Source organism: Cryobacterium adonitolivorans, assembly GCF_004402695.1.
Taxonomy (GTDB): Bacteria; Actinomycetota; Actinomycetes; order Actinomycetales; family Microbacteriaceae; genus Cryobacterium; species Cryobacterium adonitolivorans.
On record NZ_SOFL01000056.1, the window covers coordinates 65015 to 78087 of the forward strand.

Below are 13073 nucleotides of genomic sequence, written 5' to 3' on the forward strand. Positions count from 1 at the left end.
GATACCAGGTGACGTCCAGAATATTGCCCGGTGACTCCGGGCCTTCCCGTGACTAAACTTGATAGACATGGATGCATCCATCGAGTCGCGGGTCGACCGCGAGGTCGAGGCCTGGTTGCGTTGGGTACCGCGGTGGCGGCCCGGCACGCACCGGGCGCGTTCCAGACTCTGCCAACAGTGCTTCGGCTCCCCGGTGCTGCGCGCCGCCGGCCTGGACACCGATGTGCCGCACGCGGTGCAGCATCCGCTCTCGATGCGCATGAAGACGCTCGTCGAAGACGAGGTGGAGACCTACACCGCGCAGAACCTGCCGATGCTCAACCGTGAACTGGGCCTCATCGAACTGCGCCGGGCCGCGCAGGCCTACCGGCCGCTCGAGGGACTCGAACCGGAGTTCGACGGCATCGACCTTGATCCGCCGGCCGAGCCTGACTCCCCGTACCTGTTCACCTTCGAGGAATTCGTGCAGCCGCTCACCGCGGACGACCCCGAACTCGTGCCACCGCCGCTGAGCATCGAGGAGAAGGCGTGCCTGCGCGTGGAGATGCGGCTGGCGGATGACTATGCGGGCCTGGTGGGCAAGCGGGTCTGCGCCGACCTGCGCGGGCACCGGGTGGAGCTGCAGCAGGCCATCGCCACGTTCGTGGAGCCGCAGGTGCAGGCGCTGCTCGCGGACCTGGGCAGCACGCTCGACCCGCACGGTCGGTAGATTGGCTCGCGAGGTCTCGACAAGCTCGACCAACGGATGCGCTCGACCTGCGGACCGGGGCTCGACCTACGGATGGGGCTCGACCTACGGGTTGGGCTCGCTTGACCCGCAACCCCGGCGGGGCTAGCATTGACCGGTGTGCGCTTTGTCGTGCGCTTCAGTTATGCCGCTTCGTTGTCTGACATCGGGTTGCACTTCAGACGCCCCGACACTTCACGCAAACAGGGTTTGCTCTCCGAGCGGCCCCCACGGCATACCCACCAGATCGACCGGAAGCAATTCCGTGATGTCCGGCGGGTCCAGATGAACTCGATAAGCACTGAGAAGTGCGATTCGAATGCTTTGACATCAGTCAGCTGTCACCGTGCAGCAAAAACAAGGAGTTATTAGTGCCCACCATTCAGCAGTTGGTGCGTAAGGGACGCAGCCCCAAGGTCACCAAGACCAAGGCTCCCGCCCTTAAGTCCAACCCCCAGCAGCGCGGCGTTTGCACGCGCGTGTACACGACCACCCCGAAGAAGCCGAACTCGGCTCTCCGCAAGGTTGCTCGCGTCAAGCTGTCCAACGGTACCGAGGTCACCGCCTACATCCCCGGTGAAGGCCACAACCTGCAGGAGCACTCGATGGTGCTCGTTCGCGGCGGTCGTGTTAAGGACCTCCCCGGTGTTCGTTACAAGATCGTTCGTGGCGCACTGGACACCCAGGCAGTCAAGAACCGCAAGCAGGCTCGTAGCCGCTACGGCGCCAAGATGGAGAAGAAGTAATGCCTCGTAAAGGCCCAGCGCCCAAGCGTCCCGTTATCGCTGACCCGGTATACGGCGCCCCCATTGTTAGTCAGCTCGTCAACAAGATCCTCCTCGACGGCAAAAAGGGCCTCGCCGAGCGCATCGTTTACGATGCCCTCGAAGGCGTCGTTGCCAAGAACGGTGCGGATGCTGTTGTCACGCTGAAGAAGGCACTCGACAACGTGCGCCCGACCCTCGAGGTGCGTTCGCGCCGCGTCGGTGGTTCCACCTACCAGGTGCCCGTCGAAGTCAAGCCGCACCGTGCGAACACTCTCGCGCTGCGTTGGTTGACCAGCTACGCCAAGGCGCGTCGCGAGAAGACCATGACCGAGCGTCTCACCAACGAGATCCTCGACGCGTCCAACGGCCTCGGCGCCGCTGTGAAGCGTCGTGAGGACACTCACAAGATGGCTGAAGCGAACAAGGCTTTCGCTCACTACCGCTGGTAGTCGTCCACGCCGGTCGAGCCTGCCGGGACCTTGGTCTCGACAAGCTCGACCAGCGGTGCAGGCCCGTCCTGCGCAAGGCCTGTTCAACCTCATCTTCATTAACACTTCCGGAGGACACCCGTGGCACTTGACGTGCTCACCGACCTGAGCAAGGTCCGCAACATCGGCATCATGGCCCACATTGATGCCGGCAAGACCACCACGACCGAGCGCATCCTGTTTTACACGGGTGTGAACCACAAGATCGGTGAGACGCACGATGGCGCCTCCACGATGGACTGGATGGCACAGGAGCAGGAACGTGGCATCACCATCACGTCCGCTGCCACGACGTGCTTCTGGGCCGGTAACCAGATCAACATCATCGACACCCCCGGCCACGTGGACTTCACCGTTGAGGTGGAGCGTTCGCTCCGCGTTCTCGATGGCGCTGTCGCCGTGTTCGACGGCAAGGAGGGCGTTGAGCCCCAGTCCGAAACCGTCTGGCGCCAGGCCGACAAGTACGACGTGCCCCGCATTTGCTTCGTCAATAAGATGGACAAGCTCGGCGCCGACTTCTACTACACCGTCGACACCATCATCAAGCGCCTCGGCGCGAAGCCGCTGGTCATCCAGCTGCCGATCGGTGAAGAGTCGAACTTCGAAGGGGTCGTTGACCTCGTCGAGATGCGCGCGCTGACCTGGCGTGGCGACTCCAAGGGTGACGTTGAGATGGGCTCCAAGTACGCCATCGAAGAGATCCCCGCCGACCTCGCCGAGAAGGCTGCGGAATACCGCAAGCTGCTCCTCGAGACCGTCGCCGAGACCGACGACGAGCTCATGGAGAAGTACTTCTCCGGCGAAGAGCTCACCGTGTCCGAGATCAAGCACGCGATCCGCAAGCTCACGGTCGCCAGCGAGATCTACCCGGTCCTCTGCGGTTCCGCGTTCAAGAACCGTGGTGTGCAGCCGATGCTGGATGCCGTTGTTGACTACCTGCCGACGCCGCTCGACGTGCCCGCCATTGAGGCGCACGACGCACGCGACGAAGAAAAGGTCGTCATGTTGCACCCGAACGCCGACGAGCCGTTCGCGGCCCTGGCGTTCAAGGTTGCGGTGCACCCGTTCTTCGGTCGCCTCACCTACGTGCGCGTCTACTCGGGTCGTCTTGACTCCGGAGCTCAGGTCATCAACTCGACCAAGGGCAAGAAGGAGCGCATCGGCAAGATCTTCCAGATGCACGCCAACAAGGAGAACCCGGTCGCTTTCGTTACCGCCGGTCACATCTACGCGGTCATCGGGCTCAAGGACACCACCACCGGCGACACCTTGTGCGACCCGCAGCAGCAGGTCGTCCTCGAGTCGATGACGTTCCCTGACCCGGTTATCGAGGTTGCCATCGAGCCGAAGACCAAGCAGGACCAGGAAAAGCTGGGTCTCGCGATCCAGAAGCTGGCCGAAGAAGACCCTACTTTCCGCACCGAGCAGAACCAGGAAACTGGTCAGACGGTCATCAAGGGAATGGGCGAGCTTCACCTGGACATCCTCGTCGACCGCATGAAGCGTGAATTCAACGTTGAGGCGAACGTCGGCAAGCCCCAGGTTGCGTACCGCGAGACCATCCGCAAGGCGGTCGAGCGTCACGACTACACGCACAAGAAGCAGACCGGTGGATCCGGCCAGTTCGCGAAGATTCAGATTGCGATCGAGCCGCTTGAAATCACTGCTGACAAGTCGTACGAGTTCGTGAACAAGGTCACCGGCGGACGCATCCCGCGTGAATACATCCCTTCGGTTGACGCCGGAATCCAGGATGCACTCAACGTGGGCGTGCTCGCCGGCTACCCGATGGTCGGCGTCAAGGCGAGCCTGCTTGACGGTGCTGCTCACGACGTCGACTCCTCGGAGATGGCGTTCAAGATTGCCGGATCGATGGGCTTCAAGGAAGCCGTTCGTAAGGCACAGCCCGTGCTGCTCGAGCCGTTGATGGCCGTCGAGGTGCGCACCCCTGAGGAATACATGGGTGACGTTATCGGCGACCTCAACTCCCGTCGTGGTCAGATTCAGACCATGGAGGACGCACAGGGCGTGAAGGTCATTCGCGCCAACGTTCCGCTGTCGGAGATGTTCGGATACATCGGCGACCTGAGGTCCAAGACCTCCGGCCGTGCGGTCTACTCGATGACCTTCGAAAGCTACGCTGAGGTCCCGAAGGCTGTTGCCGACGAGATCATTCAGAAGAACAAGGGCGAATAACCCGCCGGCCTTCGGGCCGAATCGCTTAGGCCTCCTGGCCCGAGTAACATAAACACACAAATCCAGCAGTTCCACCGGGCGTAAACCAACGTCCGGTGGAGCCGAGAGTCCTGAGGAGGACCCACAGTGGCCAAGGCCAAGTTCGAGCGGACCAAGCCGCACGTAAACATCGGAACGATCGGTCACGTTGACCACGGAAAGACCACGCTGACGGCAGCTATCTCGAAGGTCCTTGCCGACACGTTCCCTTCCAAGACCAACGTTCAGCGCGACTTCGCGTCGATCGACTCCGCTCCCGAAGAGCGCCAGCGCGGCATCACGATCAACATCTCGCATGTTGAGTACGAGACCGAGAAGCGTCACTACGCACACGTTGACGCTCCGGGCCACGCTGACTACATCAAGAACATGATCACCGGTGCTGCTCAGATGGACGGCGCGATCCTCGTGGTTGCCGCTACTGACGGCCCGATGGCTCAGACCCGTGAGCACGTTCTTCTCGCCAAGCAGGTCGGCGTGCCGTCCCTGCTCGTCGCGCTGAACAAGTCCGATGCGGTCGACGACGAAGAGATCCTTGAGCTCGTTGAGCTCGAGGTTCGCGAACTGCTCTCCAGCCAGGGCTTCGATGGCGACAACGCCCCCGTCGTTCAGGTTTCCGCCCTCAAGGCGCTCGAGGGTGACCCCAAGTGGGTTGCAAAGATCCTCGAGCTCATGCAGGCAGTGGATGACTACTTCCCGGAGCCCGTCCGCGACAAGGACAAGCCCTTCCTGATGCCGATCGAGGACGTCTTCACGATCACCGGTCGTGGAACTGTCGTCACCGGCCGCGCCGAGCGTGGAACCCTCAAGCTGAACTCCGAGGTCGAGGTTGTCGGCATCCGCCCGACCATCAAGACCACGGTCACCGGTATCGAGATGTTCCACAAGCAGCTCGACGAGGCATGGGCCGGCGAGAACTGTGGTCTTCTTCTTCGTGGCACCAAGCGCGAAGACGTTGAGCGCGGCCAGGTTGTCGTCAAGCCGGGTTCGGTTACGCCGCACACCGACTTCGAGGGCACCGCGTACATCCTGTCAAAGGATGAGGGTGGGCGTCACAACCCGTTCTACGCGAACTACCGCCCGCAGTTCTACTTCCGCACCACCGACGTCACCGGCGTCATCACGCTGCCCGAGGGCACCGAGATGGTCATGCCTGGCGACACCGTGGAAATGACTGTCGCGCTGATCCAGCCGATCGCCATGGAAGAGGGCCTCGGCTTCGCTATCCGTGAAGGTGGCCGCACCGTCGGCGCCGGAACCGTCATCAAGGTTCTCAAGTAACACCAGCTCCACTCCAACAGGGTCGGTCCTTCGGGACCGACCCTGTTGTCGTTAACGCGAGTCCCGTTGGTCGAGCTTGTCGAGACCCCGCAACCCGAACTACCCTCGTAACCACACCCCCTCAGATCGGAGACCCCATGAACCTCAACGACATCACCCGCAAGGCCCAGGAGTTCCTCAAGAGCGACAAGGGCGAGGAGATCTCCGACAAGGTGCTCGATGGCACCGCCGGCGTAGCCAACAAGGTCACCGGCGGCAGGCACGCCGACAAGATCCAGGGCGCCCGCGACACCGCCGACAAGCACCTCGGCAAGGATGACGGCACCCCCGGTCGCGACTCCACCCCGGACGCCAAGTAGAACCGCGGTTCGCCGCGGGAGGCGGCTACTTCAGCGTGGCCGTCAGCGATGGCCACTCGCCGGTGGCGCTGTAGCGCTCCACCCGCACCACGATCACCGTGTCGTACTCGCCGGCTTGAGCCCATTCCTCGAGGTCTGTCATCGTGACATCTTCGAAGAAGTTCGACAGCTGCGTGGGAATCTGGTGCAGCAGGAACGAGTCACCGATCAGCAGGGTCTTGCCGGGCACCAGCGGGCTTGACGTGGATGTCGACCTGTAGTGGTACTCCGGTGTTCCTGCGGCCCCCACGGTGGTCCTGGCCTTGGTCACCACGTCCGGCCGGTCGAACGAGATCGTGGTCTTGTGATCGATGTCTTCCACCCCCATCATGTGGTTGAGGTCACCCACATAGGGGATCGGGTCACTACTGACCGGGTTTGTCAGGTCGTCAAGAATGCCTGCCGGAACCTGCCTGTCGTCCACCAGCCGTTGCATCAGCGCCTCGCTGAGGGCCATGGAGCCATGCGCACTCCAGTGCGTGTCGTTGCGCAGGTAGGCCGGTGCGGCCGCGGTGTCGCGGGCGGCCACGTCGTCCCACAGCGTCACCAGCGGCAGGTTCCCTTCGGATTCCCACCCTTCAACGTGCCCGCGCACGAAGTCGCTGCAGCGCAACAGGTCGGGTGAGACGTCGGTGACCGGCGCCCGGCGAATGGAAGTCTTGTCTGGCGCCACCATGAACAGCACGTACTTGCCCGCAGCAGCCATGGCCGCCTGGTCTTGAACCAGGCCGGCCTTTACTGCCGCCAGAGAGTCCTCGGTCTCGCGGCACGGCCGCGCCAGGTCCTCCACGAAAAACGGTTCCCGGTTGCTGCCGATCAGCACGGTCGACGTCGGGCTGCGACCCAGTCCGTGCACCGACAAGTCGCCGAGCGCCTCCGATACCGTGGCCTGGGCGCCGAGGCGGTCCCGCAAGGCGGCATCGATGCCGCGGTAGGTGGCCGCATCACCGGCGGATGCGGCGGTGACGGTCGGCCATGGCAGCCGGGTGCGGTTCTCGGCCCCGGCGGTATCGCCCGGCACCAGCCAGATCGCCAGTAGCCCCACGCTGAACGCCCCGATCAGGGCGGTTGACGCCCACCGGTGCCAGTCGCGGCTGTCGTCGGTGTCGGTTGCGGTTTCGTCTGCGTTGCTCACGGGGTGCCTTAGAACTGGAAGTACAGGAAGGGACTGAAGTTGGAGTGCAGCACCATCGACAGGGTGACGACGAGGGTGGCGGGAACGAGCACCCACGCGGTTTTCCACCTGAACGCGGTGAGGGTGTCTGGTTCGGAATGCCCGAAGACGGTCTGGAACCCTGTTCGTGTGGACGGCATCACGAAGCTCAGCGCTCCCACGACCAGTGCCGCGAGGGTGAGCGGGGTGAGGGTCACGAACAACGCCGGCGAGATGAAGTCCCACGGTCCGCCGAGCATCGCCTGCCAGATGTCAATGGTGGGTTGAACCTGCAGAGCTCGAAATGGAACCCATGTGACGATCACGAACAACAGAGTCGCTGCCCGCCGCGGCACGACGAATGACCGCACGTTTCGCCAACCGGTGACACGTTCCATCAGCAACGCCAGGGAATGCAGCCCTCCCCAAATGAGGAAGCCGGCCAGAGCGCCATGCCAGAGGGAGGTGAGCAAGAAAACGAGCAACAGAGCCCCGTACTCCACCCAGACGCCGCGCCGGTTGCCGCCCATGGGGATGTAAACGTAGTCGCGGAACCACTTGGTGAGTGTGATGTGCCACCGACGTCAGAAGTCGGTGATGTTGCCAGCGGTGTAGGGCGAGCGGAAGTTCTCGGGAAACCGGAACCCGAACATCTGCGCCAGGCCGATGGCCATGTCGGAGTATCCGCTGAAGTCGAAGTAGATCTGTAACGCGTAGGCCACGGCACCCAGCCAGGCGCCCGTGCCCGACATGAGGTTCGGGTTCGCGGCGTTGTCGAACATCGCGTTGGCGACCACGCCGCAGTTGTCGGCGATGAGCACCTTCTTCGCCAGACCCCAGGTGAACCGGGTGATGCCGTAGCCCATCTGCTTGCCCGTGATCCGGCGCACCGCCTGAATCTGCGCGCCGATCTCGGAGTAACGCACGATGGGGCCGGCGATCTGGTGCGGGAAGACGAACAGGTACAACAGGTAGGACGGGAACGATGTTGTCAGCGGGCGCCCGGCCCGGGCGGAATCAATGACGAACGATAGGGCGTGAAACGTGAAGAACGAGATGCCCAGCGGCAGCGCCCAGGTATTGGCGCCCAGGCCGGTCAAGGCCGACGAAATCCGGGGAATCTCTAGCGTCGCAATCTGAGGAACGTACTTGAACGCCACCAGGGGAGCCACGACGATCAGGAGAGTCACGAAGGACGGGATTGAGATCTTCCGCGGTTCCCCGTCAACGTGGTTGGGCCGTTGACGACGCACGAGTAGCCAGGCGATGTAGGCGCCACCGAAGCTCGACAAACTGACGAAGAGGATTGCCAGGATTGCGCTGCCGGCACCCCACAGGAAGAAGAGGACGCTCGCCGCCAACAGCCAGGCATTCCTGCCCCGAGATCGCACGGGAATTGCGTGGTAAACGAGCAGGGTGACCGGCAGAAAGATGAAGAGACAGGTCGGACTGGAAAAGACCACGATTGTAAACCTGCCATCGGGTATCACGGCACCAAGTGCTGACACCCAAAAAGGCACGCTCGGTATGAAGGGCTAAGGTCTCGGCCCAACTCAGCCTATGGTCAGCGCCCACGCCACGGCGCATAGACACGGCTCAGGACAACCCGCTTCACGACGGCACTGCGCACCTGCGCCGCGAATATGGCGCTAGGCAGAGACGTTTCGTGCAGCCAGGATGTCGTCAGGCCGGGTTCGGCTAGGCTGCTCACCGACTCCGAGAGCACGGGGGACCGGCCCGTTTGTCGTCCCGAAGTCCGACGCGACACTAGATCCACGCTAGATGTCGCCCGATCCTCTAGTCTCTGAGATGTCCCGAGGGGTTCTCGAAAACTCGGGGTCTCAGTGACTGCGGTATCGGTTGGCACGACCGGACGATCTCGGCTTGGCGCTGGCACAGTAAAGGTTGCGCTCGCGACGACGATCCTGGTCGGCCTTTTGCTAGCGGACGCCTTCGGCAGCCAGGCGGCTCTTGCTCACCAGACGGCGGCAGCCACTGTACCGGGTCCAGCCTTCACAGCCGATGACCCACCGCCCACTGCCGATCTCGTTAGCCCTCACTCATATGTGTTCACGGTCGCCGGTCACCCAAGTGTTCTCCTCAGTCTCGCCAGCGGTGCACTTCCGCAAGGGTTGGTAGGTTCGCACATCGCCCACAGCCTGGCGGCCCACCAGCCGGAATGCACGCCGGGCCGCCTTGCAGGGCGGCCCGGCGTTTGCGTCCAAGAAAGACGGATCCCCTTCGTCGTACCAACCGCCCATAGCCGCGAAGAGTGTGGCCTAGGCTAGAACAGCAGAGGCTCACATGGGGGAGCGATCAGCTGGTGCCTGGGATTGCGGGCATCACCGCCACAATGCCTCTGACGGGGAGCACCAGCCAATGACCAATCTTCCGCCGAGCGATCGTCGTCGCCCGAAAGTGCCCGCACTGAAACGCCGCACCTGGTGGATCGGCGGCATCGCAGTGGTCCTGGGTGCCTTGCTCTGCTCACTTATCGTCGTTCAGCCGTGGGCCAGGACCAACGCGCAGCCGGCAGCGCCAACGACGGCTAACCCCACGCCGACACTCGCGAGCGTTCCCGCACTCGATATTGCAACGCCCCCTTCGGACACTTTTGACTGGTGGAACGCGGAGGTCACCTCGTCGCACGTGCAGTTCCTCGGATCCGACAGTCTGCACGATGGAACATCCTCACTAGCGATCACCAGCGATCTCGTCGCAGGGTCGGGGGAAACTGCGCGGCTGCAGCAGGGCATCGGTGCCGCTGTCGGTTCGACCTACACGATCGGCTTATGGGCCAAGAGCACTGACGCTGGCGAAGGCGCGATCAAGATTAGCCCGAGTGAATTTGGGGGAGTCCCTGAGGTACTCCCGGCTGGCACTTACGACTGGACCTACATCGAGTTCGACTATACAGCGGTCACTCCGAACGTGAACCTTCGCGTTTCTGCCGATGGTCCCACGGCGGGCACGCTCATCGATTCTCTGTCGGTCACTGGACCCGATGGGGCAGTGATGCCGCTCATGAACTCCGGCTTCGAGTCGAGCTCCTATGACCTGACCGTCATCAATCCAACCTTGTTGTTCGCCGAAGGTGACACCAACCTGCAGGTCGAGACTCGCCGAGGTGCGACGGGCACGCTGAACTGGTCCGTGACCGACAGCATTGGAACCGTCGTGGACGACGGAACAACCAACTTCTCGGACTCTCGTGCCATCGCCGACCTGCGCGATCTCCCCACCGGTATGTACACCGCAGCTCTGAGCGCCGAGGTGGGCGAACGCACGGTCGACCGGTCCACGGCCCTTGCCGTAATGAACCCGGAACCGATTAAGGCTACTAGCGCCACCTCGCCGTTCGCTGTGTTCTTGCACTATCTCGGCGGCGAACCGCGGCTCACCAACATGGTCGACACCCTCGCGATCGCTGGCATTCGCAATGCCCGTGTAGAAATGACCTGGCCGGCTATCGAAGTGGAAAAGGGTACCTACCAGTACACCGACCCCATCGACAGCACCCTTCAGCGGTTCAGGGACAACGGAATCAGCCCCTTGATGGTTCCGGTCTACGGAAACTCCAACTACGACGGCGGTTTGACGCCCTCCACGGACGAAGGTCTTGCGGCGTACGCAAGATTCAGTGCTGCGGTTGCCGAGCACTACAAGGATGTTGGCGGGGACTTCGAGGTCTACAACGAGTACGACCACATCTTCAACTCCGGTCTCTGCGGCAAGACGCCAGAGTGCTACATGGAGATGCTCTCCGTGACCGCTGATGCAGTCAAGGCGGCCAACCCCGACGCAGTGATCGCCGCGCCCGGAAACGCCGGAATGGGCTTGAAGCTCGACGCCCTCCAGGACTTCTTCGACGTGGGCGGCCTCGAGTACACCGATGTCGTGAGCGCTCACCCCTACGTGCAGCCCGCAGCCCCCGAAGCGCTCGTGCCAGAAATCGATCGCCTCGTCCAGATGATCAAGGATTCCAACGGTGGCGAGTCTAAGCCGATTTGGTTCACCGAAATGGGCTGGTCAGGTGTTGATGGTTGGGTCTCAGAGCAGCAGCAGGCTGACTACCTCGTGCGCACCATGGCGTTATCGCTTGGTCATGGCGTCAGCCGGGTCTATTGGTTCGAGGCGGCAAGCCTCAGCCTCGATTCAGCAAGCATCGAGCACAACTTCGGCCTCTTCAAAGCACCGTCTTCCTTCCTGCCGAACACCAACGAGCCGCGCCCTGCAGCGATCGCCCAAGCGGTCATGGCGAAGCAGATCGACGGACAGACCTTCTCGATCGTTGACGCGGCTCCGGAAGGTGTCCAGTCCTATGTCTTCACCGGCGGTAAAGCTGACACCAGGGTCATGTGGTCGGTGGGCGCGGCACAAAGTGTCGACATCAGCACGACAGAGTCTGTCACCGTCACGAACCAACTTGGAGTCGCGACCGTCCTCAAGCCCACTGCCGGAATCGTGACAGTGGAGCTGTCTGAGTCACCCGTCTACGTTAAGGGTGTGGTGAGCGCGGTTGCGGCCGGCTAGGTGGGTGGTCAGGCCGACTGGTCGGACCACACGTAAGTGTCGCGTGTGTGCGCCGCGGCGCGATACTGTCAATCATGACTAGCCCCGTCGCTCCCACCATTGGCGACGAAGCCACGGCCTCAGCCGGGAGATCGAGTTCCTTCGGGGGGCGGTTGGCCTCCCTGGACGGCCTGCGCGGGGTGGCTGCACTGGTCGTGCTGGGCTTTCACGTATCCCTACTGAGCCCGCTTGTCGCGACGTACATGATCGACAAAGGCCCCGCCCCGGCACCTTTCACGGCACTGTGGTGGGCGGTTGCAAGCCCCCTGAGGCTCCTCACGGCCGGCGACGAAGCAGTTTTCGTCTTCTTCGTCTTGAGCGGTGTCGTGCTCACTCTTCCGGTGATCCGTCAGCGGCGCTTCGACTGGCTGGGATTCATGTCAGCGCGAGTGCTGCGCCTCTTCCTGCCCGTTGCTGCATCGTTGTTGCTGGCCACCGCGATAACACGGATCTGGACAAGGGCGCCGGACCCCAGCCTGTCAAGCTGGCTGGCTCCGCCCTATAACCCCCTGTCGATCGCTCCTGGTCAGCTGCTGGCTAATTTGGACCTCGTGTTCAGCGACATGACTGTTAATGGTCCGACATGGACCATTCGCTGGGAGATGTTGTTTTCCCTGCTCTTGCCGATCATTCTGGGCCTCTTTATCGCGTTCCGTCGGCGATGGCAGCTCGGCTTAGTCGCCATAGTAGGACTCATAGTTGTCGGACTGAATTTCGGCGTGTCTTCTCTAGTCTTTCTCCCAATTTTTGCGATTGGCATCATCATCGCGCTGCGACTTGACGAGTTGTCGGATGGCTACGCATACGGCATTGCCGCGCGCCCGCGACGAACGCGACTGTTGGTCGCCCTGCTGGTTCTGGTGGCACTCTTGTTGCTCGGCTCGACGGTCGTGATCCGCCCGTACGTCGATCCATCAGGTTTCATAGCGGTAGCTTCTCGAGTGGCGACCATCTTTGGCGCTGGACTACTCGTGGCGGTGATCGCGGTGGTCTGGCCCGCCCGTGGGTGGCTGACCCGCGCACTGGCTCAGTGGTTGGGCAAGATCTCCTTCAGCCTGTATCTCGTGCACCAGCCGATCCTCGCCACTTTCGGTTTTGCCTTCGGAGGAACCAACTGGGGAATGGCGGCATTGCTGGGTACCATCAGCGCATTTGCCGTGGCATATGTGTTCTGGCGGTTCATTGAAAGCCCGTGCCACCGGTTGGCCCGGGTGTTTGGGCAATGGGTGACTGACAGTGTTTCGAAACTCGCCACGGACGGCCAAGGGCATTCAGAGTTGGTACCGAAACAATGAGTTGACTATGGAAAACGGCTGAGGGGCGTTTCTACTTCAAGTAAGCGCGGGACGAATTTTGCGCCTCGCAGTGAGCTCAATCCAACCAACAGCGCGGTGCAAGCTCGATCTTCTTGAACGCTGTGCCGTCCTTACCCTTACGCCCGACCGTTTGTGA

At 62.3% G+C, this 13073-nt stretch carries 9 protein-coding genes and 1 pseudogene; 8 read left to right on the plus strand and 2 right to left on the minus strand.

Annotated elements, in window-relative coordinates; translation table 11 throughout:
• The first annotated feature begins 67 nt into the window (after positions 1-67).
• The 6 genes from E3O42_RS16820 (at position 68) to E3O42_RS16845 (ending at position 5857) form a co-directional block, all read left to right on the plus strand.
• Positions 68-709 (plus strand): spermidine/putrescine ABC transporter substrate-binding protein, encoded by a 642-nt coding sequence (locus E3O42_RS16820; RefSeq protein WP_134455193.1) that lies wholly within the window; start codon positions 68-70, stop codon positions 707-709.
• A 389-nt stretch (positions 710-1098) separates the two neighbouring features.
• Positions 1099-1473, plus strand: coding sequence for a 30S ribosomal protein S12 (gene rpsL, locus E3O42_RS16825; protein ID WP_055811472.1), 375 nt, complete (start codon positions 1099-1101; stop codon positions 1471-1473).
• Complete coding sequence (gene rpsG / locus E3O42_RS16830; RefSeq protein WP_066597688.1) at positions 1473-1943, plus strand: 30S ribosomal protein S7; 471 nt, start codon at positions 1473-1475, stop codon at positions 1941-1943. The genes rpsL and rpsG overlap by 1 nt, the downstream gene beginning before the upstream one ends.
• Before the next feature lie 120 nt (positions 1944-2063).
• Positions 2064-4178, plus strand: a complete 2115-nt coding sequence (fusA, locus tag E3O42_RS16835; RefSeq protein WP_134455195.1) for an elongation factor G — start codon at positions 2064-2066, stop codon at positions 4176-4178.
• 126 nt (positions 4179-4304) lie between these two features.
• Positions 4305-5498: an elongation factor Tu gene (gene tuf / locus E3O42_RS16840; RefSeq protein WP_134455197.1), complete on the plus strand. Its 1194-nt coding sequence runs from the start codon at positions 4305-4307 to the stop codon at positions 5496-5498.
• A gap of 137 nt (positions 5499-5635) precedes the next feature.
• Positions 5636-5857 (plus strand): antitoxin, encoded by a 222-nt coding sequence (locus tag E3O42_RS16845; protein WP_134455199.1) that lies wholly within the window; start codon positions 5636-5638, stop codon positions 5855-5857.
• A gap of 25 nt (positions 5858-5882) precedes the next feature.
• Here E3O42_RS16845 and E3O42_RS16850 read toward each other — a convergent pair whose 3' ends face one another.
• Positions 5883-7031, minus strand: coding sequence for an alginate O-acetyltransferase AlgX-related protein (locus tag E3O42_RS16850; RefSeq protein ID WP_166788030.1), 1149 nt, complete (start codon positions 7029-7031; stop codon positions 5883-5885).
• An 8-nt stretch (positions 7032-7039) separates the two neighbouring features.
• A pseudogene (locus tag E3O42_RS18655) lies at positions 7040-8569 on the minus strand (MBOAT family O-acyltransferase).
• An 859-nt stretch (positions 8570-9428) separates the two neighbouring features.
• Here E3O42_RS18655 and E3O42_RS16865 point away from each other — a divergent pair.
• Together E3O42_RS16865 and E3O42_RS16870 are read left to right on the plus strand one after the other, a co-directional pair.
• Complete coding sequence (locus E3O42_RS16865) at positions 9429-11582, plus strand: hypothetical protein (RefSeq protein WP_134455206.1); 2154 nt, start codon at positions 9429-9431, stop codon at positions 11580-11582.
• Positions 11583-11656: 74 nt separating this feature from the next.
• On the plus strand, positions 11657-12916 hold the full coding sequence (locus E3O42_RS16870) for an acyltransferase family protein (protein ID WP_134455208.1): 1260 nt from the start codon (positions 11657-11659) through the stop codon (positions 12914-12916).
• The last annotated feature ends 157 nt before the right edge of the window (positions 12917-13073 follow it).